Annotated in this window: 23 protein-coding genes; 22 read left to right on the top strand and 1 reads right to left on the bottom strand. The window is 33.0% G+C overall.

The features are described 5' to 3' along the window. The first annotated feature begins 14 nt into the window (after positions 1–14). The 9 genes from yfmF to rny all read left to right on the top strand — a co-directional run bounded on the left by yfmF (position 15) and on the right by rny (position 9,625). Positions 15–1,280 carry an EF-P 5-aminopentanol modification-associated protein YfmF gene (gene yfmF / locus FH144_RS01995; protein ID WP_242313462.1) on the top strand — a complete coding sequence of 422 codons (1,266 nt, stop codon included), beginning with the start codon at positions 15–17 and terminating at the stop codon, positions 1,278–1,280. Further along, positions 1,277–2,566: an EF-P 5-aminopentanol modification-associated protein YfmH gene (gene yfmH, locus FH144_RS01990; protein ID WP_198611328.1), complete on the top strand. Its 1,290-nt coding sequence runs from the start codon at positions 1,277–1,279 to the stop codon at positions 2,564–2,566. The genes yfmF and yfmH overlap by 4 nt, the downstream gene beginning before the upstream one ends. Beyond that, complete coding sequence (gene ymfI / locus FH144_RS01985) at positions 2,566–3,270, top strand: elongation factor P 5-aminopentanone reductase (RefSeq protein ID WP_107507596.1); 705 nt, start codon at positions 2,566–2,568, stop codon at positions 3,268–3,270. The genes yfmH and ymfI overlap by 1 nt, the downstream gene beginning before the upstream one ends. A 127-nt stretch (positions 3,271–3,397) precedes the next feature. Then, on the top strand, positions 3,398–4,228 hold the full coding sequence (locus FH144_RS01980; protein WP_107507595.1) for a YmfK family protein: 831 nt from the start codon (positions 3,398–3,400) through the stop codon (positions 4,226–4,228). Between the two features lie 21 nt (positions 4,229–4,249). Further along, the gene (locus FH144_RS01975; protein WP_242313461.1) at positions 4,250–4,642 is read left to right on the top strand and encodes a helix-turn-helix domain-containing protein; all 393 of its coding nucleotides are present in this window, start codon (positions 4,250–4,252) and stop codon (positions 4,640–4,642) included. Positions 4,643–4,676: 34 nt separating this feature from the next. Further along, positions 4,677–5,252 (top strand): CDP-diacylglycerol--glycerol-3-phosphate 3-phosphatidyltransferase, encoded by a 576-nt coding sequence (gene pgsA, locus FH144_RS01970; RefSeq protein WP_242313460.1) that lies wholly within the window; start codon positions 4,677–4,679, stop codon positions 5,250–5,252. A 140-nt stretch (positions 5,253–5,392) separates the two neighbouring features. Continuing rightward, entirely contained in the window at positions 5,393–6,535 is a 1,143-nt protein-coding gene (locus tag FH144_RS01965) for a CinA family nicotinamide mononucleotide deamidase-related protein (protein WP_242313459.1), read from the top strand. 168 nt (positions 6,536–6,703) lie between these two features. Then, positions 6,704–7,756: a recombinase RecA gene (recA, locus tag FH144_RS01960; protein WP_242313458.1), complete on the top strand. Its 1,053-nt coding sequence runs from the start codon at positions 6,704–6,706 to the stop codon at positions 7,754–7,756. A 309-nt stretch (positions 7,757–8,065) separates the two neighbouring features. Further along, positions 8,066–9,625, top strand: coding sequence for a ribonuclease Y (gene rny / locus FH144_RS01955; RefSeq protein WP_242313457.1), 1,560 nt, complete (start codon positions 8,066–8,068; stop codon positions 9,623–9,625). Between the two features lie 173 nt (positions 9,626–9,798). On the opposite strand, the gene FH144_RS01950 is transcribed toward rny, so the two are convergent. Beyond that, on the bottom strand, positions 9,799–10,014 hold the full coding sequence (locus tag FH144_RS01950; RefSeq protein WP_103166293.1) for a hypothetical protein: 216 nt from the start codon (positions 10,012–10,014) through the stop codon (positions 9,799–9,801). 159 nt (positions 10,015–10,173) lie between these two features. On the opposite strand from FH144_RS01950, the gene FH144_RS01945 reads away from it, so the two are divergent. From FH144_RS01945 to glpK, 13 genes are all read left to right on the top strand, one after another. Continuing rightward, positions 10,174–10,968 carry a TIGR00282 family metallophosphoesterase gene (locus FH144_RS01945; protein ID WP_103166294.1) on the top strand — a complete coding sequence of 265 codons (795 nt, stop codon included), beginning with the start codon at positions 10,174–10,176 and terminating at the stop codon, positions 10,966–10,968. Positions 10,969–11,111: 143 nt separating this feature from the next. Continuing rightward, positions 11,112–12,872 carry a 2-oxoacid:acceptor oxidoreductase subunit alpha gene (locus FH144_RS01940; RefSeq protein WP_242313456.1) on the top strand — a complete coding sequence of 587 codons (1,761 nt, stop codon included), beginning with the start codon at positions 11,112–11,114 and terminating at the stop codon, positions 12,870–12,872. Then, a complete protein-coding gene (locus tag FH144_RS01935; RefSeq protein WP_107508412.1) occupies positions 12,873–13,739 on the top strand; it encodes a 2-oxoacid:ferredoxin oxidoreductase subunit beta in 867 nt (288 codons plus the stop codon). It abuts the gene before it with no gap. A gap of 114 nt (positions 13,740–13,853) precedes the next feature. Next, positions 13,854–14,474: a poly-gamma-glutamate hydrolase family protein gene (locus FH144_RS01930; protein WP_242313455.1), complete on the top strand. Its 621-nt coding sequence runs from the start codon at positions 13,854–13,856 to the stop codon at positions 14,472–14,474. A 64-nt stretch (positions 14,475–14,538) separates the two neighbouring features. Then, entirely contained in the window at positions 14,539–14,835 is a 297-nt protein-coding gene (locus tag FH144_RS01925) for a thiamine-binding protein (RefSeq protein WP_242313454.1), read from the top strand. A 176-nt stretch (positions 14,836–15,011) separates the two neighbouring features. Then, positions 15,012–16,556, top strand: coding sequence for a tRNA (N6-isopentenyl adenosine(37)-C2)-methylthiotransferase MiaB (gene miaB / locus FH144_RS01920; RefSeq protein ID WP_242313453.1), 1,545 nt, complete (start codon positions 15,012–15,014; stop codon positions 16,554–16,556). 1 nt (position 16,557) lies between these two features. Continuing rightward, entirely contained in the window at positions 16,558–16,929 is a 372-nt protein-coding gene (locus FH144_RS01915) for a YlbF/YmcA family competence regulator (protein ID WP_198611337.1), read from the top strand. A 15-nt stretch (positions 16,930–16,944) separates the two neighbouring features. Then, positions 16,945–17,436 (top strand): energy coupling factor transporter S component ThiW, encoded by a 492-nt coding sequence (thiW, locus tag FH144_RS01910; protein WP_242313452.1) that lies wholly within the window; start codon positions 16,945–16,947, stop codon positions 17,434–17,436. A gap of 260 nt (positions 17,437–17,696) precedes the next feature. Beyond that, the gene (gene mutS / locus FH144_RS01905; RefSeq protein WP_242313451.1) at positions 17,697–20,357 is read left to right on the top strand and encodes a DNA mismatch repair protein MutS; all 2,661 of its coding nucleotides are present in this window, start codon (positions 17,697–17,699) and stop codon (positions 20,355–20,357) included. Between the two features lie 12 nt (positions 20,358–20,369). Beyond that, positions 20,370–22,382, top strand: a complete 2,013-nt coding sequence (gene mutL, locus FH144_RS01900) for a DNA mismatch repair endonuclease MutL (protein ID WP_242313450.1) — start codon at positions 20,370–20,372, stop codon at positions 22,380–22,382. A gap of 15 nt (positions 22,383–22,397) precedes the next feature. Then, positions 22,398–22,931, top strand: a complete 534-nt coding sequence (locus FH144_RS01895; RefSeq protein ID WP_242313449.1) for a glycerol-3-phosphate responsive antiterminator — start codon at positions 22,398–22,400, stop codon at positions 22,929–22,931. A 273-nt stretch (positions 22,932–23,204) separates the two neighbouring features. After that, positions 23,205–24,023, top strand: coding sequence for an MIP/aquaporin family protein (locus FH144_RS01890; RefSeq protein WP_198611342.1), 819 nt, complete (start codon positions 23,205–23,207; stop codon positions 24,021–24,023). Positions 24,024–24,145: 122 nt separating this feature from the next. Beyond that, entirely contained in the window at positions 24,146–25,645 is a 1,500-nt protein-coding gene (gene glpK, locus FH144_RS01885) for a glycerol kinase GlpK (RefSeq protein ID WP_242313448.1), read from the top strand. The last annotated feature ends 94 nt before the right edge of the window (positions 25,646–25,739 follow it).

The raw sequence follows: 25,739 nt of genomic DNA, 5'->3' as shown, positions 1-25,739 counted from the left end.
AGTGAGTAAGAATCGTGACACAAAATAATAGACAAATACATATCGATATACTACCAACTGAGAAATTCAAAACAACAATGATTACATTTAAATTTATGGCACCTTTAAATTATGAAACTATTACAGCACGCTCATTACTAAGTAAATTATTAATCCGCGGAACAAAACAGTGGCCTACAGATAAAGCGTTGAGTAAACAACTATCTGAATTGTATGGCGCTTATATCAATAGCTTTGTTTCGAAATTCAAGGATCAACACGTTATAACGATTTCACTTGAAATAGTCAATGAACGATATCTCAAAGATTCTTCACCTTTATTTGAAAAAGGCTTAAATCTACTACATGAAGTCATTACTAATCCACTCGTAGACAATAAAGCATTCAATGCTACATTTGTGAATCAAGAAAAATCATTATTAACAAAAAAAATCGAAGCCATGATAGATAATAAAGCACAATATTCATTTTTAAACTTACTTAAATATATGTTTAAAGATGAACCTTATCGTTATTTAGCAACAGGCCAAATTGAAAACATACCTCAAGTTACACCTGAAAACTTGTATGATACATATAAATCAATGTTAACTAATGATAATTGTTCAGTATACGTGGTAGGTAATGTAGATGAAGAAGAAGTTAAACAGTTAATTGAATCTAAATTTGATATTCAACCGTTTGAACTTCAACGTACTGATATGCCTAAACTAGATGAAGATCAAACTGAACCACAGTTTATTGTTGAAGAAGATGAAGTAGATCAAGCTAAATTAAATTTAGGATACCGTTTCCCAACACGTTTCGGTGCCGATGATTATTATGCCTTAGTGGTACTCAATACTATGTTTGGTGGAGATCCATCTTCAGTGTTATTTAATGAAGTACGTGAAAAACAAAGCTTAGCTTATTCTATTCATTCACAATTAGATGGTAAAAATGGTTATTTATTTGTATTAAGCGGGGTATCATCTGATAAATATGAAGTCGCGAAAGAAACTATCTTACAAGAATTTGATAAGTTTAAACAGGGAGAATTTGAGGATAGTAAGTTAGAACTAGCGAAAAAGATTATTATCTCTCAACGACAAGAAATTGCTGATCGTCCAAAAAGTATAATTGAAGTGATGCAAAATCAATTACTTTTAGACAAAGCGCAAGCCGATGAAGACTATATTAACGCGATTCGAAATGTAACTAGAGAAGATGTAATCGCAATGGCTAATAAAGCTCGACTCGATACAATTTATGTATTAACGAAAGGAGGCCAAGTTGAATGAAAACGCACGTTTATGAATTAATTGATGAGAAAGTATTCGAACATGAACTTTCAAATGGCTTACGTCTATTCATTATTCCTAAGAAAGGGTTCCAAAAAACTTTCGTCACTTATACCACTCAATTTGGTTCACTTGATAGTACATTCAAGCCTCATAATGAAGACCAATTGATTACTGTACCTGACGGAGTAGCACATTTTTTAGAGCATAAATTATTTGAAAAAGATGGAGAAGAAGACTTATTTACAGCATTTGCCAATGATAATGCGCAAGTCAATGCCTTTACAAGTTTTGATCGTACAAGCTATTTATTTAGTGCAACTGATAATGTCGATAGTAATATTATTCGCTTGCTAAATATGGTTGAGACGCCTTACTTTTCAAAAGAAACTGTAGATAAAGAAAAAGGTATTATAGCTGAAGAAATTAAGATGTATCAAGAACAACCAGGCTACAAAATTATGTTTAATACACTACGCGCAATGTATCACAATCATCCAATTAAAGTGGATATAGCTGGAAGTGTAGAAAGCATTTATGACATAACTAAAGATGATTTATACGCATGTTATGAAACATTTTATCATCCTTCAAATATGGTTCTTTTCGTAGTAGGAGATGTTGATCCTGAACATATTTGTAGTCTTGTAGAAACTCACGAAGCGCAACGTGATAAAACAAATCAACCAAATATTCAAAGAGGTACAGTGGATGAACCACTTGAAGTCGTAACACCAGTTGTAACAGAAGAAATGAAATTGCAGTCACCGAGGTTAATGCTCGGGTTTAAGAATCAGCCATATGTCGAAACACCACAACGATATGTGCAACGTGATTTAGAGATGACACTATTTTATGAATTAGTCTTTGGAGAAGAAACTGATTTTTATCAAATGTTATTAACTGAAGATTTAATTGATGAATCGTTTGGCTATCAATTTGTGCTCGAGCCTACATATAGTTTTTCAATAATTACAAGTGCAACACAACAGCCTGATAAATTAAAAGAGGTCTTATTAAGTGAACTTCAAAAATATAGAGGTAACTTACAAGACGAAGAGGCTTTTAACTTATTGAAAAAACAATTTATCGGCGAATTTATCTCGAGTTTAAATTCACCAGAATACATTGCGAATCAATATGCTAAATTATATTTCGAAGGTGTAAGCGTCTTCGAGATGTTAGATATTATTGAAAACATTACTTTAGAAAGTATAAATGAAACGACAAAGCAATATTTAAATTTAGATAATGTAGTAGACAGTCGTTTGGAGATTAAAAAATAATGAAAGCATTAGTATTAGGTGGGTCAGGAAGTATCGGTTCAGCTATTGTAGAACGCCTTTTACAAGATGATTTTGAAGTTATAATTCAATATTATCAATCAGATATAAACAAATTGAAAGAACAGTATAAAAATGAAGCGGTTCACTTTATCCAACTAGATTTAACAAAAAATATAGATTTAGATGAAGCATTTGGTCATATTAAAAATCTCGATTGCCTTGTTTATAGTAGTGGGACAGCTTTATACGGTATGTTACAAGATATGTCAGATAATGATATTGATAGAAGCTATAATATACATGTAAAGCAATTGATTAGATGTAGTCGGTATTTCATTGACACATTAAGACAAAGTGCAGAAGGTCGCATTATCGTTATTTCATCGATTTGGGGTGAAACTGGAGCTAGTATGGAAACCATCTACTCTACGATGAAAAGCGCCCAAATTGGCTTTGTTAAAGCGCTTAGTCAAGAATTAGCGATGACGAGTGTAACGGTTAACGCAGTGGCACCTGGCTTCGTTTCTGGGAAAATGGCTAGTGAATTTAATGAAGAAGAACAACAAGCAATTTTAAACGAGCTTCCACAACAGCGTATGATTACTCCTGATGAAGTTGCTCATACTTGTGCATATTTATGGCATCCACTAGCCAAGAGTATTACGGGCACGGTCCAAAAAGTCAACGGAGCTTGGTATCTTTAAAATTTTAATAGCGCTATAGTTAGATTCTTAAATTTATGATTAGTATTTCAAAAATAAATGATATAATATGATTATTATTTTAAAATACTGTTGTTACAGTTGGCATTTAAACAAGGGGCGGATGTAAATGACTGTTGCTGAAAAGAAAGAATGGTATCTTGAATATGAAATAACAGTTAATCGTGCAGGTTTATTAGGCGATATTTCAAGTTTACTTGGTATGTTAGGAATAAGTATTGTAACGATTAATGGTGTAGATCAAGGACGTCGTGGCTTATTGATTAAAACTGATAGCCTTGAAAAAGTAAATCGCTTTGAAAATATCATAAAAGAACTTAATGAGATTGAAATTACTAAATTAAGAGTGCCTGAATTACGTGATCGACTGGCCGTACGTCATGGGCGTTATATAGAACAAGATGCTGATGATAAAAAGACATTCCGTTTTGAACGTGAAGATTTAGGCTTATTAGTAGACTTTCTTGCAGAACTTTTCAAAGAAGAAGGGCATAAACTTATTGGAATTAGAGGCATGCCACGTGTTGGCAAGACAGAATCCATAGTAGCAGGGAGCGTCTGTGCTCATAAACGTTGGCTCTTTATTAGTTCGACCTTGATTAAGCAAACGGTACGTAGTTCACTTATTAAGGGTGAATACGATTCAAATCATGTTTATATCATTGACGGCGCCGTCACAGCTAGAGAAGCAAATCATAAACATCAAGAGTTGGTAAGAGAAGTGATGACATTACCTTCAATTAAGGTGGTAGAACATCCTGATTTATTTGTTGAGTCTGGTGACTATAGCATGGATGACTTTGATTATATTATTGAATTACGTGAAAATGAAGATCAAAAAATTGAATATGATCAAATGAAACAACAGACAGTTAAAAGTAAAAATAATTTAAACTTCGGTGAAGATACATTTGGCGGAGGATTTGGATTTTTCGAATAGTAATTGTGGAGGCTTTTAAAAGTGAGAACTATTGGTGAGACTTTAAAAGGAAGAAGAGAGAGACTTGGAATGACGTTGGCCGAGTTGGAAGAACGAACTCAAATCAAACGAGCAACGCTAAAAAAAATCGAAGAAAATCGATTCAATGAATTAGCTAAGGTTGATTATGCAGAGGGGTTTATTAGACGTTACGCAAGCGTTGTAAATATGAACGCTGAACAATTAATCAATGTGCATGGCGAAGAAATTCCAAATAGTCAAAATCAATTAGACACGCTTTTAACGCGTTATCAAAATAATGATGCCCCTACATACCGTACTAAGAATAAAGAACCTCTACAATTAGTCGTATTAATTGGCGGGATAATTGTAATTACTTTTATTCTTTGGCTCTTAGCTATGTTAATATTATAATTTGTAAAGATAAATTTAGAAATGAGGCTTTAACATGAATATTCCAAATCAGATTACAGTTTTTAGGGTAATTCTTATTCCAGTTTTTATTTTATTTGCTCTAGTAAACTTTGGATTTGGCAGTGTATCGATTTTAGGTGGCTATGAAATACGCATCGAACAACTTATCGCTGCAATTATATTTATCGTTGCATCTTTAAGCGACTTTGTAGATGGATACTTAGCTAGAAAATGGCAATTAGTTACAAATATGGGTAAATTTTTAGATCCGTTAGCTGACAAACTGCTTGTTTCAAGCGCATTAATTGTTATGGTTCAATTGAATCTAACTAACTCAGTAGTAGTTATTATTATTATAGCGCGTGAATTTGCGGTTACTGGTTTACGTTTATTACAAATTGAACAAGGATTTGTAAGTGCTGCTGGCCAACTTGGTAAAATTAAAACAGCTGTAACTATGGTTGCAATTATTTGGATTTTACTAGGTGACTTATTTGCTAGTTGGATTGGTTTCCCATTAGGACAAGTATTACTTTATATTGGTGTTTTCTTTACAATTTTATCTGGTATTGAATACTTCTATAAAGGTAGAAATGTTTTTAAACATTAATTTAGTGAAATAACCAAGAATGAATGAGATTGGGCGATGTCCTTGAGTACAAATTATTGTTAACTCAGTCTCTTCAATTCTTGGTTTTTTTAAGCTTTAATTTATAATATATTAAGAAAAATTTTAGGAGAGAAGCAGTCATGAATATTTCAATTATTGCAGTAGGCTCAGAATTATTATTGGGTCAAATTGCTAATACTAACGGACAATATTTATCTAAATTATTTAATAGTATAGGGAAAAGTGTAGTTGAACATACTGTTATTGGAGATAATCCCGACAGGTTAGAATACGTTATTAAAGAAGGCTTAAAACGTTTTGATACATTAGTTTTAACTGGTGGATTAGGTCCAACTAAAGACGATTTAACTAAACATACAGTGGCTAACGTATTAGGTAAACAACTTGTTACTGATAATGATGCTTTGAAATATATTGAAAATTATTTTAAAGAACAAGGGCAAGAAATGACACCTAATAATAAACAACAAGCTCTAGTAATTGAAAACGCTAAAGTTTTAAAAAATAACAATGGTATGGCTCCAGGTATGTTGTATGAACAAGATGATAAAAAAATAATTTTATTGCCTGGACCTCCTCGTGAAATGCAACCAATGGCTAAAAATGAATTATTACCATATTTAATGGATGATGATAAAGTTATCTTTTCAGAACAGTTAAGATTTGCTGGAATTGGAGAATCCAAAGTTGAAACCGAATTAATGGATTTAATTGATAATCAAACCAATCCAACAATTGCGCCTTTAGCTGGTGCACACGAAGTATATATTAGATTAACAGCCAATGCTGATTCCGTTGATGAATGTAAATCATTAATTCAACCTATTAAAGAGAAGGTTTTAGATAGAATTGGCACTTACTATTATGGTTCAGACGACATAGTTATTGAACAATCAGTAATGAATGTAATAAATAAGACATTTAGCGTCTATGATGGCGTGACAAACGGAGCACTATATACACGCCTGAAAACGCATGATGAAGACGAATTACTTAAAGGCCAGCTACCAGATTCTGACATCTTTATTAGCGATATGCCTAATAATGAAGAAAAAGTTAAAAAGGCAGCGAACTATGTAAAAGATTTATATAAAACAGATATGGGTATAGCTTTAATACACGATGAAGAACAAGTGTATTTAAGAATGGTAAGCCATGATGAATTTAAAGTAGATTCATTTAAAATGCCGTTAAACAGAAATATGTTACAAAACAGAAGTCAAAATTATGCATTGATTAGATTACTTAATTGGGTAAAATAAATTTTAAATTTGATATATTGTTTGAATTTTAGTACGTTTGTTCGATTTTTAAGATTTAAAGGTTATATAAGCGAACAAATATTCGCAAAATACTTGTAATTAGGTTAAAATAAATGTATAGTATTAACTAAGATAATAATGATAACTATCTCATTAGGAGGTTTCGCTTTGGATAATGATCGTCAAAAAGCTTTAGATACAGTTATAAAAAATATGGAAAAATCTTTCGGTAAAGGTGCCGTAATGAAACTCGGTGATAATAAAGGACGCCGTGTATCAAGTGTATCAAGTGGTTCAGTTACTTTAGATAACGCACTTGGAGTAGGTGGCTACCCTAAAGGAAGAATCATTGAAATATATGGACCAGAAAGTTCTGGTAAAACAACAGTAGCATTACATGCTATTGCAGAGGTTCAAAAAAATGGCGGAGTAGCCGCATTTATTGATGCCGAACATGCGTTAGACCCAGAATACGCAGAAGCATTAGGAGTAGATATTAATAATCTATACTTATCTCAACCTGACCATGGTGAACAAGGCTTAGAAATCGCAGAAGCATTTGTAAGAAGTGGTGCTGTTGATATCGTAGTAGTAGACTCAGTTGCTGCATTAACTCCTAAAGCAGAAATTGAAGGTGAAATGGGTGACACACATGTTGGTTTACAAGCCCGTTTAATGTCACAAGCATTACGTAAACTTTCAGGTGCTATTTCAAAATCAAACACAACTGCTGTCTTTATTAACCAAATTCGTGAAAAAGTTGGCGTTATGTTCGGTAATCCTGAAACTACTCCGGGTGGTAGAGCGTTAAAATTCTACAGTTCTGTCCGTTTAGAAGTTCGTCGTGCTGAACAATTAAAACAAGGACAAGATATTGTGGGTAATAGAACTAAAATTAAAGTCGTTAAAAATAAAGTTGCCCCACCATTTAGAGTAGCCGAAGTCGACATTATGTATGGTCAAGGTATATCTAAAGAAGGCGAATTAATTGATTTAGGTGTTGAACATGAAATTGTAGATAAATCAGGTGCATGGTACTCATATAATGGTGAACGAATGGGTCAAGGTAAAGAAAATGTTAAATCATACCTAAAAGAAAATCCTCAAATTAAAGATGAAATTGATCGTAAATTACGTGAAAAACTCGGGATTTTTGATGGTGACATTGAAGAAAAAGAAAAAGAAGAAGAACCAGCTGAAACTTTATTTGATGATAAATAACTTTTAAAGAGCTTAATAGCCTATTAATTAGAGTTGTAGGTTTATAACCTTCACTTTTAGTAGATTTTATTGAAGGACTTGCTATTTTAATATATTGAAGTGGATGAAGTATGTATTATTTCATCCACTTTATTTTATATTGAAATCTAGCTTTCATAATGTATGTAATTCGAATTTGCAGTGGAATTTCATATCTTGACACTACCGAGATAATAAACGTACAATTGATATGTATAATTATTATACAATTTATAAAATCAAATAGATTTTGATATACAAAGCAAATACCTAGAAAAAGGAGGTGTTTATGTGAATTTATTAAACCTCCTACTCATTTTGCTGGGGATTATTCTAGGGGTTGTTGTAGGGTATATTGTAGCCCGAAATATATTACATCAAAAGCAACTACAAGCTAGACAAACTGCTGATGATATTATTAAGCAAGGTCAAAAAGAAGCTGAAAATATCAAAAAAGAAAAATTATTAGAGGCAAAAGAAGAAAACCAAACAATAAGAGAACAAGCTGAATCAGAGCTACGCGAAAGACGTGGCGAGCTTCAAAGACAAGAAGCCCGACTTCTTCAAAAAGAGGAAAACTTAGATCGAAAATCTGATCTTTTAGATAAAAAAGATGAGATTTTAGAACAAAAAGAATCTAAACTTGAAGAAAGACAACAACAAGTAGATGCAAAAGAGAGTAGTGTTCAATCATTAATAATGAAGCATGAACAAGAATTAGAACGCATCTCCGGTCTCACTCAAGGAGAAGCTGTCAATGAACAACTTCAGAGGGTTGAAGAAGAACTGTCACAAGATATTGCAGTACTTGTTAAAGAGAAAGAAAAAGAGGCAAAAGAGAAAGTTGATAAAACAGCAAAAGAATTATTAGCTACCACAGTTCAAAGATTAGCTGCTGATCATACAACAGAATCAACTGTATCAGTAGTCAACTTACCAAATGATGAGATGAAAGGTCGAATTATTGGTAGAGAAGGTAGAAATATTCGTACTTTAGAAACATTAACAGGTATCGACTTAATCATTGATGATACACCAGAAGCGGTTATTTTATCTGGTTTTGATCCAATCAGACGTGAAATCGCAAGAACTGCTTTGGTTAATTTAGTGTCTGATGGTCGTATTCACCCTGGTCGTATCGAAGAAATGGTAGATAAAGCTAGAAAAGAAGTTGACGATATTATTAGAGATGCTGGTGAACAAGCGACATTTGAAATTAATGTTCACAACATGCATCCGGACTTAGTTAAAGTCTTAGGTCGTCTTAATTATCGAACTAGTTATGGTCAAAACGTCCTTAAACATTCTATTGAAGTTGCACATTTATCTGGAATGTTAGCAGCTGAATTAGGTGAAGATGTAAGTTTAGCTAAACGTGCTGGATTACTTCATGATGTTGGTAAGGCTATCGACCATGAAGTAGAAGGAAGTCATGTGGAAATTGGTGTCGAATTAGCTAAAAAATATGCTGAAAATGACACTGTTATTAAAACTATTCATTCACATCATGGCGACGTTGAACCTACCTCTATTATTTCTATATTGGTAGCTGCAGCAGATGCATTATCTGCAGCTAGACCTGGTGCTCGTAAAGAAACGCTTGAGAATTATATACGCAGATTAGAAAAACTTGAAACACTTTCTGAAAGTTATGAGGGTGTTGAAAAAGCATTTGCTATTCAAGCGGGAAGAGAAATTAGAGTCATTGTTTCTCCAGAGGAAATTGACGACTTGAAATCTTATAGAATGGCGAGAGACATTAAGAACCAAATCGAAGAAGAATTACAATATCCTGGTCACATTAAAGTGACAGTTGTTAGAGAGACAAGAGCAGTAGAGTATGCGAAATAATTTTAAGCCTGGACATTTAACTAATTGTCCAGGCTCTTTAATTTGTTAGTAGCTTATAATTGTGAAAACCACTAAGTACTATTTAATTGAATAAATGACTATATTGAAGTGAAAATGAAATAAAAAAAGAGACTAGAACATTAATAGTTCCAACCTCTTTAAACGTTGTTAAATTATTTGAGTTGTAAATCAGTTTTTCTTAATTCAGAAATAATTTCTGCCGTATCATAACAACTTGTAGCAATATTTGAATATCTTTCTGCTAAACGATAAGCATTGATATATAATTCTAAGCTTTCTTTAGCAATATCTTCTGCGTCTTCTGACTTAGAAGGATTAGATTTTACTACTAATTCTGCAAATTTTTCTGGTTCAATATTAATTGACATTAGATTTTTACAACTCCTATTAATTTGATAGGTTTATCTTAACATATGTTGTAAACATGCTAAAGTAAAGTGAAATAGAATTTTCAAAAGAGTATAAATCATCTCTTTTATTCTAGTGACTTATGAATTAAACTGATTTTATGAGAGGATGAACATTAAATGAGAATACTATTTATCGGTGATATTGTGGGCAAGATTGGCAGGGAAGCCATTGCTGAATATTTACCTAAAATAAAACAGGCCTATAAGCCAACAGTAAGCATAGTAAATGCTGAAAATGCAGCTCATGGTAAAGGATTAACTGAAAAGATTTATAAACAATTATTAAGAGATGGCGTCGACTTTATGACGATGGGTAATCATACTTATGGCCAACGTGAAATCTATGAATTTATCGATGATGCTAAAAGAATGGTGCGTCCTGCTAATTTTCCAAGTGAAGCGCCTGGGGTAGGCATGCGCTTTATTCAAATTAATGATATCAAATTAGCTATTATCAATTTACAAGGTCGTTCATTTATGCAAGATATTGATGATCCATTTAAAAAAGCTGACCAATTGATTGAAGAAGCTCAAAAAGAAACGGATTATATCTTTGTAGACTTTCATGCGGAAACGACATCAGAAAAAAATGCTATGGGTTGGTATTTAGATGGAAGAGCTAGTGTCATGGTAGGAACACATACCCATATCCAAACGTCAGATGAACGCGTCTTGCCAAATGGTACTGGGTATATAACTGATGTTGGTATGACAGGATACTATGATGGGATACTAGGTATTAATCGTGATGAGGTTATTGAAAGGTTTATTACAAGCTTGCCTCAACGTCATGTAATACCAAATGATGGTAGAAGTGTGCTATCAGGTGTTATTATTGATTTAGACAAAGAAGGAAAGACAAAGCATATCGAAAGAATTTTAATTAATGATGATCATCCATTTAATAAATAACTTTTAATATAAATATATTGAAAAGGCTATGTACATCATAGTCCATTAGTATGAATTTAATTAAATGCCACTGTTGACATAGTAAGACGGTGGTTATTTTTGTTATTATTTAATATGAATTATTTCCATAGGAGGCATATGGTATGAAATCACAAATATCGTGGAAAGTGGGCGGCCAACAAGGTGAAGGTATCGAGTCAATGGGTGAAATTTTTGCGACAGCAATGAACCGTAAAGGATATTATTTATACGGCTATAGACACTTTTCTAGCCGTATAAAAGGCGGACATACGAACAATAAAATTAGAGTATCTACTTCACCAGTTCATGCAATTAGTGATGATTTAGATATTTTAGTCGCATTTGACCAAGAAACAATAGAACTCAATCATCATGAGATGCGTGAAGACAGTATTATTATTGCCGATGCTAAAGCAAAACCTAATAAACCAGAAGATTGTCGAGCTCAGTTAATAGAATTACCGTTTACTAGCACTGCAAAAGAGTTAGGTACAGCATTAATGAAAAACATGGTAGCAGTCGGAGCTACATGTGCAATTATGGATTTAAATACAACTACATTTGAAGAACTCATCACTAATATGTTCTCCAAAAAAGGCGAAAAAGTTGTTGAAATGAATATAGAAGCATTAAACCAAGGTTACCAACTAATGAAAGAACAATTGAACACTGTAGAAGGTGATTTTGAACTAGAAGCAAATAATGAAGAGCCGCATTTATACATGATTGGTAACGATGCTATTGGATTAGGTGCTATCTCAGCTGGTTCAAGATTTATGGCAGCATACCCAATTACTCCAGCTTCAGAAATTATGGAGTATATGATCGCTAATGTTCCTAAAGTCGGTGGTACAGTAGTTCAAACTGAAGATGAAATTGCGGCAGCTAATATGGCAATTGGTGCGAACTATGCAGGCGTCAGAGCATTTACAGCTAGTGCAGGTCCAGGTTTATCACTAATGATGGAAGCTATCGGACTTTCTGGTATGACAGAAACACCTCTAGTAATTATTAATACGCAACGTGGTGGTCCATCTACAGGATTACCTACTAAACAAGAACAGTCTGACTTAATGCAAATGATTTATGGTACACATGGCGATATTCCTAAAATTGTGGTAGCGCCTACTGATGCAGAAGATGCATTTTATCTAACTATGGAGGCTTTTAATTTAGCTGAAGAGTATCAATGTCCAGTCATTGTATTAAGCGATTTACAACTTTCATTAGGTAAACAAACAGTGAAACGTTTAGATTATAGTAAAATCAATATCAGTCGTGGCGAATTACTACAATCTGACATCGAACGAGAAGAAGACGATAAACAATACTTTAGACGTTACGCTTTAACTGGAAATGGTGTATCACCTAGACCAATTCCAGGTGTTAAAGGCGGTATTCATCATGTGACTGGTGTAGAACATAATGAAGAAGGTAAAACAAGTGAAGCTGCAGAAAACAGACGTCAACAAATGGAAAAACGTATGCGTAAAACAGCTAACCTATTAATTGAAAAGCCTGTCGAACTTAACGAGCAACATGAAGAAGCGGATATCTTGTTTATCGGATTTATCTCAAGTAAAGGTGCCATTCAAGAAGGTACTGCAAGATTAGATGCACAAGGTGTAAAAGTGAACACTATGCAAATTCGTCAATTACACCCATTACCAAAAGATATTATTCAAGAAGCAGTAAATAAAGCTTCAAAAGTAGTAGTAGTAGAACATAACTACCAAGGACAATTATCAAATATTCTTAAAATGAATACTAATATACAAGACAAATTAATTAATCAAACTAAATATGATGGTACGCCTTTCTTACCACATGAAATAGAAGAAAAAGGGTTAGAAGTAGTAAAAGAAATTAAGGAGTTGGTTTAATTGGCTACATTTAAAGACTTTCGTAATAATGTGAAGCCAAACTGGTGTCCTGGTTGTGGAGATTTCTCTGTTCAAGCAGCGATTCAAAAAGCAGCAGCGAATGTTGGATTAGAACCAGAAGAAGTTGCAATCATTACAGGTATAGGTTGTTCAGGAAGACTATCTGGCTATATTAATTCATACGGTGTTCATGGTATTCACGGTCGTGCATTACCATTAGCTCAAGGTGTGAAAATGGCCAACAAAGATTTAACAGTGATTGCATCTGGCGGTGACGGAGATGGATACGCTATCGGCATGGGTCATACTGTCCATGCATTACGTCGTAACATGAACATGACTTATATCGTTATGGATAATCAAATTTACGGTTTAACAAAAGGACAAACTTCTCCATCTTCTGCGGTTGGATTTGTAACTAAATCAACGCCAAAAGGTAATATTGAGAAAAACGTGGCTCCTTTAGAACTTGCATTATCATCAGGTGCGACATTTGTTGCACAAGGTTTTTCTAGTGATATCAAAGGACTAACAAAACTAATTGAAGATGCTATTAACCATGACGGTTTCTCATTTGTAAATGTATTCTCACCCTGCGTAACATATAATAAAGTAAATACGTATGATTGGTTTAAAGAACATTTAGTAAGTTTAGATGATATTGAAGGTTATGATTCTACTGATAAACAATTAGCTATGAAAACTGTGTTAGATTATGAATCTTTAGTGAAAGGTATCGTCTATCAAGATACTGAAACACCTTCATATGAATCTCAAATCGAAGAATTAGACGAAGGTGCATTAGCTAAAAGAGATATTCATATCTCAGAACAAGACTTCGACAATTTAACTGCACAATTTGTATAAAAATCAATAATGACACGTGAGATTGGAAGCGGGATAGCGAGAACTTTGAAATTTTATAAAGTAGCTGTCCCGCTTCTTTTACATAATAAAATACATGTTGAAGTGAGGGCGGATATGGATAAATATAAATCTATGCAAGAATTAGAAAGTAAAACTACTAAAAATAAAGATTGGGAGATTATTGCACAAGATAGAGAAAGTGAAATAACAGTATTAGCTATACACGGTGGAGGCATAGAACCAGCATCTACAGAATTGGCGTATATTATAGCTGAGAAAGGTAACTATAATTATTTTTCATTCAATGGAATACGAACTAAAGGAAATAATGAGTTACATGTGACTTCTACTAAATATGATAATGAAATTGCTCTAAATATGATAAGTGCAAGTGATAATGCTATAGCGATACACGGATGTTTAGGTGAAGAAAGTGTCGTTTATATTGGGGGCAAAAATTTACACTTAAAAAGTGCTATCATACATGAATTAAAAGAAATAGGTATAAATGTACAAGAAGCATCGAAAAAAATGGCAGGTCTCAACGATCAAAATATCGTCAATAAAACGGCTAAAAACGCGGGAGTACAACTTGAATTAACCTCCGCATTAAGACGCTCATTATTTAAAAACAATCAATTTAATTATAAAAGTAGACGTGATCAATCGAATTGGGATGACATGATGTATAAGTTAGCGGACGCTGTAAAAGAGGCCATTGATAAAACAACTTAACTCAGATTTTTATGTATAAGAATGGTAGAATAGTAATAAAGAATATTTAATGAGGTGATTATCAATGCAAGATACATTAATGAGTATTCAAATCGTTCCAAGAACGTCAAATAATGAGAATGTTATACCATATGTCGATGAAGCTATTAAGATTATTGATGAATCTGGTTTGCATTTTAGAGTAGGACCACTTGAAACAACGGTACAAGGCGAAATGAGTGAATGCTTAATTTTAATTCAAAAATTGAACGAACGCATGGTTGAATTAGAATGCCCAAGTATAATTAGCCAAGTTAAGTTTTATCATGTGCCAGAAGGTATTACAATTGAAACTTTAACAGGTAAATACGACGAAGCTTAATTTAATAAGACAGAACACAACTACATTGATTAGCCTAGAACATTAATTGTAAAATGTTTGAGGCTTTTTTAATTATTTGTATTTAATCAATTTGCTTTAAACTCTTTTTGCACTTTAAGACTAATTTTAATATAATGTAATAATGGTATTAGGGCATATAGAAAGGATTTTTAAAAGTGAATGAAGAGCAAAGAAAAGCTGGTACGATAAATATTTTAAATGAACGTGATAAGAACGTAGAGAAAGATTATAGTAAATATTTTGAAAGTGTTTATCAACCGCCTAGTCTTAAAGAGGCACGTAAACGTGGTAAACAAGCTATCAATTATAATAGAGATTTTCATATAGATGATAAATTTAAAGGAATGGGCAAAGGACGTACATTCTTAATTAAAACATATGGTTGCCAAATGAATGCGCATGATACTGAAGTAATGGCAGGAATTCTACAGGCATTAGAATATACTGCGACTGATGATATCAACGAAGCGGATGTTATTCTTATTAACACTTGTGCTATCCGTGAAAATGCGGAAAATAAAGTATTTAGTGAAATTGGTAACTTAAAACATCTTAAGAAAAATAGACCAGAAGCCTTAATTGGTGTATGTGGTTGTATGTCTCAAGAAGAATCTGTTGTTAATAAAATTCTTAAATCATATCAAAATGTCGATATGATTTTTGGTACACATAATATTCATAAGTTACCTGAAATACTTGAAGAAGCATATCTATCAAAAGCAATGGTAGTCGAAGTTTGGTCTAAAGAAGGTGATGTAATTGAAAACTTACCTAAAGTCCGTGAAGGTAGTACTAAGGCTTGGGTAAATATCATGTACGGTTGCGATAAGTTTTGTACTTATTGTATTGTACCGTTTACTAGAGGTAAAGAACGTAGTCGTAGACCCGAAGATATCATTGAAGAAGTTAGAGGTTTGGCACGCGATGGCTATAAGGAAATTACTTTATTAGGCCAAAATGTCAATTCCTATGGTAAAGATATTAAAGACTTGGAATATGGATTAGGAGATTTACTTGAAGATATTTCTCATATTGATATTCCACGTGTTCGATTTACAACAAGTCATCCTTGGGACTTTACTGATCGTATGATTGAAGTTATCGCAAAAGGTGGCAATATAGTACCTCATATACATTTACCAGTTCAATCAGGTAATAATGCAGTATTAAAAATTATGGGACGTAAATATACTAGAGAAAGTTACTTAGAATTAGTAGCTAGAATTAAACAAGCAATTCCAAATGTAGCATTGACTACTGATATTATAGTCGGTTATCCAAATGAAACTGAGGAACAGTTTGAAGAAACACTTTCATTATATGATGAAGTACAATTCGAACATGCCTATACTTATTTATATTCTCAAAGAGACGGCACACCAGCAGCGAAAATGAAAGACAATGTGCCAGAGGATGTTAAGAAAGAACGTTTACAACGCTTAAACAAAAAAGTTGGGCAATATTCTGAAGAAGCAATGCAACAGTATAATGGTAAAACAGTGACAGTCTTATGTGAAGGTGGAAGTAAAAAAGACGCTTCAGTTTTAGCAGGCTATACTGAAAAAAATAAATTAGTTAATTTTAATGGCCCACGTGAAGCAATAGGCAAATTAGTAGATGTGAAAATTGATGAAGCCAAACAATATTCATTGAACGGAACTTTTGTTCGATTTCATGATGATGCATTGGTGACAAATTAGAATGTATACTAAAGACGAAATATTAAAACAGGCTGACCAACTTTCCCATAAAATTAAAGGGCTCGAAAGTATTAAATCCTATCAAAATATTGAAAAACAGATTCATGATAACCAAACTATTGAAGAGAAAATGAAGCTTTTAAAGAAACAACAAAAGCAATCTGTGAATCTTCAAAATTATGGTAAGAAACATGCATATGAACAATCTGAAGGCGAAATTCATACACTTGAGAATGAAATTAATAATTTACCTATTGTAGAGGAATTTCGTTCTGCTCAATATGAAGCGAATGATTTATTACAAATGATGATAAGTACTATGGAAAATAGATTAAATGATTATAATAAACAAGAACATGATGAGGATCATTAAGAAAGGAATAACACCATGAATACTAGAAAACTAACACTTACTGCTTTACTAATAGCTTTTAATGTTATCTTTAGTAGCTTTATTGTTATACCTTTAGGGCCAATTAAAGCAGCGCCAGTTCAACACTTTGTAAATGTATTATGTGCTGTTTTTGTAGGACCTTGGTATGGATTAGCGCAAGCTTTAATTTCATCAATAATTAGAATAACTTTTGGAACAGGAAGTTTTTTCGCTTTTCCTGGTAGTATGATTGGTGTTCTATTAGCGAGCGGTGTTTACATGTACCGTAAACATATTTTTATGGCTGCAGTTGGCGAAGTTATAGGTACAGGCATTATAGGTAGTTTAATGTGCATCCCTTTATCATGGGTATTAGGCATGCAAAACTTTGTTGTTAAACCGTTAATGCTCGCATTTATAATTTCAAGTTTTGTAGGAGCTGTAATAAGTTACATCTTATTAATCATGTTAAAGAGACGTGGGTTACTAGATAGATTTATGAAATAATAGATATATAGACTAATTAAATAGAAGATTCTAAGGGATTATCATTTTGGGATAGTAATAATAAGAATAGAGATTCTTTTATCTACAACTTAAAATGGTAATCCCTTTTGTTTTATTTAATGAGAAAAGAAAGTTATAACGTACTTTCATTTTAAATTCTTAGTAATATGACTAACGAGCGATAACGCGTTTGTTATGTTAAAATATATGAGTTAAAAGTACATAAATAAAAAGTAATACTTTAGTAAGGTTGTGAAAATATGTCTACTCCGACACCGATGATGCAACAATATTTAAAAATCAAAGCGCAATATAAAGATTGTCTCTTATTTTTTAGATTAGGCGATTTTTATGAAATGTTTAATGAAGATGCCAAAGAAGCTTCAAGAGTTTTAGAGATTACGTTAACTAAAAGAGATGCCAAAAAAGAAAATCCAATCCCAATGTGTGGCGTTCCATATCATTCGGCGAATAGCTATATTGAAACACTTATTAATAATGGCTATAAAGTAGCTATATGTGAACAAATGGAAGATCCAAAGCAGACTAAAGGTATGGTTAAAAGAGAAGTTGTGCGAGTGGTTACACCTGGTACGGTTATGGAACAAGGTGGAATGGATGAAAATCAAAACAACTTCATACTTAGTTTCATTAAAAATGAAAATAGTTACGCTTTAAGCTATTGTGATATATCAACGGGCGAGCTCAAAACAACTCATTTTGAAGATGAAAGCACACTGATTAATGAAATTATTACTATAAATCCTAATGAAATTGTTGTTAATGAAGAAATAGACGAAGAGCTAAAAAAACAAATTAATTTAACTACGGAAACTATTACAATAAGAGACGAGATTTCTGATGCAAATTATGAAGTTAATGGACTAGATAATGGAGAAACATATCTGTCTACTCAATTATTATTAGATTATATTTATCACACACAAAAAAGAGATTTATCACATATCGAAGATGTAATCACCTATGCGGCTATTGATTTTATGAAAATGGATTATTATGCCAAAAGAAACTTAGAATTAACCGAAAGCATTAGGCTTAAATCTAAAAAAGGCACATTATTGTGGTTAATGGATGAAACTAAGACACCAATGGGCGCGCGCCGATTAAAACAATGGATTGATAGACCATTAATTCATAAGGATAAAATTGAAAAACGCTTAGATATGGTAGAGTTATTTATTAACAACTTTATTGAACGAGATACGTTACGAGGCTATTTAAATCAAGTGTATGATATTGAAAGATTAGTCGGACGTGTAAGTTATGGTAACGTGAATGCAAGGGATCTAATTCAACTAAAACATTCCATTTCTGAAATTCCTAATATTAAATCGTTACTGAATGAGATGGGCGAAAAAACTACTCAGCAATTTGATGCGTTAGAACCACTAGAAGATTTATTACAAGTGTTAGAAGACAGTTTAGTAGAAGAACCTCCAATTTCGGTAAAAGATGGCGGCATATTCAAACAAGGATTTAGTAAACAATTAGATGAATACTTAGAAGCATCTAAAAATGGAAAAGACTGGTTAGCGCAATTACAAGCTAAAGAACGAGAACGTACAGGTATTAAGTCTCTAAAAATAAGTTTTAATAAAGTATTTGGATATTTTATTGAAATTACTCGCGCAAATCTTCAGGGGTTTGAACCTACTAATTTCGGTTATCATCGTAAACAAACGTTATCAAATGCTGAAAGATTTATTACAGATGAACTTAAAGAAAAAGAAGATATTATTTTAGGTGCAGAAGATAAAGCGATTGAGCTTGAATACCAATTGTTTGTTAGACTAAGGGAACATATTAAAACATATACTGAACGTCTACAGAAACAAGCAAAAATTATATCTGAATTAGATTGTTTACAGAGCTTTGCAGAAATTGCACAAAAATATAATTACGTTAAGCCACAATTTAGTGATGATAAAAAGTTAGAACTTGAGAATTCTCGTCATCCAGTAGTGGAACGGGTAATGGATTATAATGATTATGTTCCAAATGATTGTACGTTAGATAAGGATAACTTTATTTATTTAATTACTGGGCCGAATATGTCTGGTAAATCAACGTATATGCGCCAAATAGCTATTATTAGTATTATGGCTCAAATGGGCGCTTACGTTCCTTGTGATTCAGCAATATTACCTATTTTTGATCAAATTTTCACAAGAATAGGAGCAGCTGATGATTTAGTTTCAGGTAAAAGTACATTTATGGTAGAGATGTTAGAAGCGCAAAAAGCGTTAACCTACGCGACTGAGGACAGCTTAATTATCTTTGATGAAATCGGTAGAGGGACATCAACATATGATGGCTTAGCATTAGCACAAGCTATGATTGAATATGTTGCACAAACCTCACATGCTAAAACATTATTCTCAACACACTATCATGAATTAACAACATTAGACCAAGAACTTTCAAGCTTGAAGAACGTTCACGTAGCGGCGGACGAATATCAAGGAGAATTAATCTTCTTACACAAAGTTAAAGACGGCGCAGTTGACGATAGCTATGGTATACAAGTGGCTAAATTAGCTGATTTACCTGAAGAAGTGATAAACAGAGCTCAAGTGATACTAAATGCATTTGAACAAACAACTACTCACAATGAGGATTTCAATAATATAAATAAACCTAGTTTAAATAGTACTATTCAAGCATCACAACATAGTGATGTGAACTCTAACGTGGAAGAGTTACCAAGTACAGATATTCAAGCGAATGAAGAGACCAGTGATAAAACACAAAATGCATTCGAACAAACAAGCTTTGATTTATTTGAATCTGAAGAAAAAATGAGTGCTCTAGAAGAACAAATTAAAAACTTAAACATATCTAATATGACCCCTATTGAAGCGTTATTAAAATTAAGTGAATTACAAAATCAATTGAGATAGAGGTGTTGATTCATGGGGAAAATAAAAGAGTTACAAACCTCCCTAGCAAATAAAATTGCAGCCGGTGAAGTCGTAGAGCGTCCAAGTTCTGTTGTCAAAGAACTTCTTGAAAATGCAATTGATGCCCAATCAACTGAAATTAATATTGAGGTTGAACAATCCGGTATAGCTTCAATCCGAGTGGTAGATAATGGAATTGGAATTGAACAAGATGATTTGAAACTTGTTTTTCATAGACATGCCACAAGTAAATTAGACGCCGACGATGATCTTTTCCATATTAGAACATTAGGATTTCGAGGTGAAGCTTTAGCTAGTATTTCATCAGTCGCAAAAGTAACTTTAAAAACGTGCACAGATAGTGAAAATGGACATGAAATATATGCTGAAAATGGTGAAATAATTAGCGAAAAGCCAGCAAAAGCTAAAAAAGGAACAGATATTACAGTAAAATCATTATTTTATAATACTCCTGCGCGTTTGAAATATATTAAGAGTTTGTATACCGAATTAGGTAAAATTACAGACATTGTGAATCGTATGGCAATGAGTCATCCTGACATACGAATTTCATTAGTTTCTGATAATAAAACGTTACTTAAAACAAATGGTTCAGGTAAAACAAATGAAGTGATGGCTGAGATTTATGGTATTAAGGTAGCTAAAGATCTAGTACACATCGAAAGAGATACAAGTGATTATCACTTAGATGGATATGTCGCTAAACCAGAACATTCACGTAGTAATAAACATTATATTTCTATTTTTATTAATGGACGTTATATTAAAAATTTCGTTTTAAATAAAGCTATTATTGAAGGCTATCATACACTCTTAACTATCGGTAGGTATCCTATTTGTTACATTAATATTGAAATGGACCCAATACTTGTAGACGTTAACGTGCATCCTACTAAGCTTGAAGTAAGATTATCTAAAGAAGAACAATTGTATGATTTAATTGTTAAAAAAATACGTGAAGCTTTTAAAGATAGAATCTTAATTCCGCAAAATGATTTAGATAAAACACCTAAGAAGAATAAAGTATTACATACTTTTGAACAACAAAAATTAGACTTTGAGAAAAAACAGAGAATGCGTAATCAAGCGACAAATGATACTCAACCAGGTTATCAACCAACTGAGGATAGCTTTACGGAAAAGCTAAATGAAGACACATATAACGACTATCAATCTGACAATAATGATTTAGCAATCGATAAAAATAATGATGAATCAGCCCTTCATAATAATAAACGTAATGAAGACATCGATTACTTCCAAATTCAAAAAGAAATTTTAAATAGTATCGATAGAGCTGAAATTGAAGACGCAAATACAGAGACGAACGATACAGAGACTTCTAAAGATGACTTAAATGAAGCTACAAATAATATTCAGCAGGACGATATAAAAGGGAAAGTCAGTTCTACACCTACACGCAGAGTTCCATATATGGAAGTAGTTGGCCAAGTGCATGGAACGTATATTATCGCGCAAAATGAAAATGGTATGTTTATGATTGACCAGCATGCTGCGCAAGAGCGTATTAAGTATGAGTATTTTAGAGAAAAAATTGGTGAAGTAACAAATGAAGTTCAGGACTTACTTATTCCTTTGACATTCCACTTTTCAAAAGATGAACAGATGATTATAGACCAATATCAAGAAGAGTTAGACAAGGTGGGCGTGCATTTAGAACACTTTGGTGGCCATGATTATATTGTAAGTAGTTATCCAGTATGGTTCCCTAAAGCAGAAGCTCAAGAAATTATACAAGATATGGTTGAACTCGTCTTAAATCATAAAAAAGTGGATGTTAAGAAAATGAGAGAAGACGCTGCAATCATGATGAGTTGTAAAAAATCAATTAAAGCCAATCACTATCTAAAGAATAATGAAATGGCCGATTTGATTGATCAGTTACGTGAAGCGGAAGATCCATTTACATGTCCTCACGGTAGACCAATAATTATTAATTTTTCAAATTATGAACTGGAAAAATTATTTAAACGAGTAATGTAGAGAGGAATTTAATAGATGAAAAACCATGTATTACCAGCAATTCGCAACATGAAAGATTTAGAGAAACTTACCAAAACAGATTATAAAATTTGTGTGTTATTAGATATGCATGTGGGACATTTAAAAAGTATTATGGATCTACTTAAGCAACATAATATTGAAGCTTTTATTCATATCGACCTTATTAAAGGTATGGCACACGATGAGTATGCATGTGAATACATTATTCAAACTTATCATCCAAAAGGTATTGTTTCTACAAAAACTAAAGTAATACAAAAGGCTAAATCATTAAATAAATTAACTATTTTCCGCGTTTTTATTATAGATAGTCAAGCATTAAACAGAAGTATTCATCTTATTAAAAAGGTAGAGCCGGATTATGTAGAAGTGCTTCCGGGGATTGCGCATAAAATCGTTAAAATTGTAGATCAAGAAACATCTTCTAAAATCATAGCAGGTGGATTAATTGACGAGGAAAAAGAAATTGATGAAGCCATTAACAGTGGGGCAAGTTATGTAACTACTAGTAACCGAGCCCTTTGGTAAAACGTAACATCACATCAAATCGAGATTTATACTATTTCTTAAAATGAAATAAAGTATAAGTCTCGATTTTTAAATTCTAAATTAAAATAGATTGCAATTTACGTTGTTACGCATGTTAATTGTGACAGCTTTTAGACATAAAACTATTGACAACGCTTACACAATTTATGTATTATTTAAACAAGTTAATATTTGATTAAGAGATGACGAGATTTCTGCAATGCCTTATTAGCGCTTTTGTAGGAATTTTTTTGTCTTATAGGAGGTTTATTCATGAATGTTTATATAGCGGAATTCTTAGGTACTGCTATTTTAATACTATTCGGTGGTGGCGTATGTGCTAATGTAAATTTAAAACGTAGTGCGGGTCATGATTCGGATTGGATAGTCATTGCAGCTGGTTGGGGATTAGCAGTAACTATGGGAGTTTACGCAGTTGGAAAATTCTCAGGTGCACATTTAAACCCAGCAGTGACGATTGCACTTGCGATGGATGGCGGATTTAGTTGGGCTCAAGTTCCAGGATACATAATTTGTCAAATGCTAGGTGGTATTGTAGGCGGTATGCTTGTATGGTTAATGTATTTAGCACATTGGAAAGCTACTGACGATCAGGGTGCTAAATTAGGCGTATTCTCTACAGCACCTGCAATTAAGAATTATTTTGCTAACTTTTTAAGTGAAATTATTGGTACAACAATTTTAACATTAGGTATTTTATTCATTGGCGTTAATAAAATTGCCGACGGATTAAATCCACTCATCGTTGGTAGTTTAATTATAGCTATCGGTTTAAGTCTAGGCGGTCCTACAGGCTATGCCATTAACCCAGCTCGAGATTTAGGACCAAGAATCGCTCATGCTATCTTACCAATCGCTGGCAAAGGAAGTTCAAATTGGGGTTATGCCATCGTGCCAGTATTAGGCCCTATCGCTGGTGGTATGCTAGGCGCAGTGATTTTTAAAGTATTTTATAAAGGACAATTTGATTTAATTTGTGCAGTTGGTATCGTAGTTGTGATCGCTACGTTATTATTAGGACTAGCATTAAATAAATCAAATAAATCTAAGGATATTGAAACTATTTATTAATTTTTAGTGATTTATAGTAGTTTTATGATTAATTTTTTTGGAAAAGTGCTATAACAGTAGTACACTTCCATACTACTATTCCTATAGACGTTGGAACTACATTCTGAAAGGGAGAAATATTTATGGAAAAATACATCATGTCGATTGACCAAGGTACGACAAGTTCAAGAGCAATCTTATTTGATAAAGACGGAGAAATTAAAAGTGTTGCCCAAAGAGAATTTAAACAATACTTTCCAAAATCAGGTTGGGTAGAACACGATGCTAACGAAATTTGGACGTCAGTATTAGCAGTAATGGCAGAAGTACTTAATGATAATGAAGTTAATGCTGATCAAATTGAAGGTATTGGGATTACAAACCAACGTGAAACAACCGTTGTTTGGGATAAAAACACTGGACGACCTATTTACCATGCAATTGTATGGCAATCTCGTCAGACACAATCTATCTGTCAAGAATTGAAAGAACAAGGTTATGAAGAGACTTTTAGAAACAAAACAGGTTTACTATTAGATCCTTATTTCGCTGGAACTAAAGTGAAGTGGATATTAGATAACGTTGACGGCGCTAGAGAGAAAGCAGAAAATGGAGACCTATTATTTGGTACGATTGATACATGGTTGGTATGGAAATTATCTGGTAAACAAGCTCACATTACTGATTATTCCAATGCTAGTCGTACACTAATGTATAATATCTACGATTTAAAATGGGACGATGAATTATTAGAAATATTAGACGTTCCAAAAAATCTATTACCTGAAGTTAAAGCTTCAAGTGAAATTTACGCTCATACGAAAGACTATCATTTCTTCGGCCAAGAAATACCAATTGCTGGTATTGCAGGTGACCAACAAGCTGCGTTATTTGGACAAGCTTGTTTTGAACGTGGAGATGTCAAGAATACGTATGGTACTGGTGGATTTATGTTAATGAATACTGGTGAAGAGCCAGTTAAATCTGACAGTGGCTTATTGACTACCATTGCCTATGGCTTAGATGGCAAGGTAAATTACGCACTTGAAGGATCTATCTTTGTATCTGGTTCAGCAATTCAATGGTTACGTGACGGATTAAGAATTATTAATTCAGCACCTCAATCAGAGAACTATGCAACGCGTGTAGACTCTACGGATAATGTATACGTAGTGCCAGCGTTTGTCGGATTAGGAACACCTTATTGGGATTCAGAAGCAAGAGGTGCTGTATTTGGTTTAAGCCGTGGTACTGAGAAAGAACACTTCATTCGTGCAACATTAGAATCATTATGTTACCAAACACGTGATGTTATGGAAGCAATGGCTAAAGATTCTGATATTGATGTAAATAATTTACGTGTAGATGGTGGCGCAGTTAAGAATAACTTTATCATGCAGTTCCAAGCAGATATCGTTAATATCCCTGTAGAACGTCCTGAAATCCAAGAAACTACAGCATTAGGGGCTGCTTACTTAGCTGGATTAGCTGTAGGTTTCTGGAGTAGCAAAGATGAAATCGCTGATAGATGGCGATTAGAAACTGAATTTAAACCACAAATTTCTGAAGAAGACAGAACTAAGTTATATAAAGGTTGGAAGAAAGCGGTAGAAGCAACGCAGGTCTTTAAATTAGAAGATTAATCACTATTAATGGCTTAGTTTATAGAAGTGTGTTACTATATAGTCAAGTTAATATATTAGTCGAGATTTGAGAGACCTGTTTACATACAGCATG

The organism is Staphylococcus sp. acrmy (assembly GCF_022690565.1).
Lineage (GTDB): Bacteria > Bacillota > Bacilli > Staphylococcales > Staphylococcaceae > Staphylococcus > Staphylococcus caledonicus.
The sequence above is the reverse complement of the archived record's forward strand: the minus strand, read 5'-3'. Positions and strand labels throughout refer to the sequence as shown.

Coding starts and splice junctions, on each gene's coding strand:
- pgsA (WP_242313460.1), top strand. CDS start 4,677: ATGAATATTCCAAATCAGATTACAGTTTTTAGGGTAATTCTTATTCCA.
- FH144_RS01950 (WP_103166293.1), bottom strand. CDS start 10,014: ATGTCAATTAATATTGAACCAGAAAAATTTGCAGAATTAGTAGTAAAA.
- FH144_RS01965 (WP_242313459.1), top strand. CDS start 5,393: ATGAATATTTCAATTATTGCAGTAGGCTCAGAATTATTATTGGGTCAA.
- yfmH (WP_198611328.1), top strand. CDS start 1,277: ATGAAAACGCACGTTTATGAATTAATTGATGAGAAAGTATTCGAACAT.
- FH144_RS01980 (WP_107507595.1), top strand. CDS start 3,398: ATGACTGTTGCTGAAAAGAAAGAATGGTATCTTGAATATGAAATAACA.
- mutS (WP_242313451.1), top strand. CDS start 17,697: ATGTCTACTCCGACACCGATGATGCAACAATATTTAAAAATCAAAGCG.
- FH144_RS01895 (WP_242313449.1), top strand. CDS start 22,398: ATGAAAAACCATGTATTACCAGCAATTCGCAACATGAAAGATTTAGAG.
- FH144_RS01930 (WP_242313455.1), top strand. CDS start 13,854: ATGGATAAATATAAATCTATGCAAGAATTAGAAAGTAAAACTACTAAA.
- mutL (WP_242313450.1), top strand. CDS start 20,370: ATGGGGAAAATAAAAGAGTTACAAACCTCCCTAGCAAATAAAATTGCA.
- thiW (WP_242313452.1), top strand. CDS start 16,945: ATGAATACTAGAAAACTAACACTTACTGCTTTACTAATAGCTTTTAAT.
- FH144_RS01940 (WP_242313456.1), top strand. CDS start 11,112: ATGAAATCACAAATATCGTGGAAAGTGGGCGGCCAACAAGGTGAAGGT.
- FH144_RS01925 (WP_242313454.1), top strand. CDS start 14,539: ATGCAAGATACATTAATGAGTATTCAAATCGTTCCAAGAACGTCAAAT.
- glpK (WP_242313448.1), top strand. CDS start 24,146: ATGGAAAAATACATCATGTCGATTGACCAAGGTACGACAAGTTCAAGA.
- FH144_RS01890 (WP_198611342.1), top strand. CDS start 23,205: ATGAATGTTTATATAGCGGAATTCTTAGGTACTGCTATTTTAATACTA.
- FH144_RS01915 (WP_198611337.1), top strand. CDS start 16,558: ATGTATACTAAAGACGAAATATTAAAACAGGCTGACCAACTTTCCCAT.
- FH144_RS01945 (WP_103166294.1), top strand. CDS start 10,174: ATGAGAATACTATTTATCGGTGATATTGTGGGCAAGATTGGCAGGGAA.
- ymfI (WP_107507596.1), top strand. CDS start 2,566: ATGAAAGCATTAGTATTAGGTGGGTCAGGAAGTATCGGTTCAGCTATT.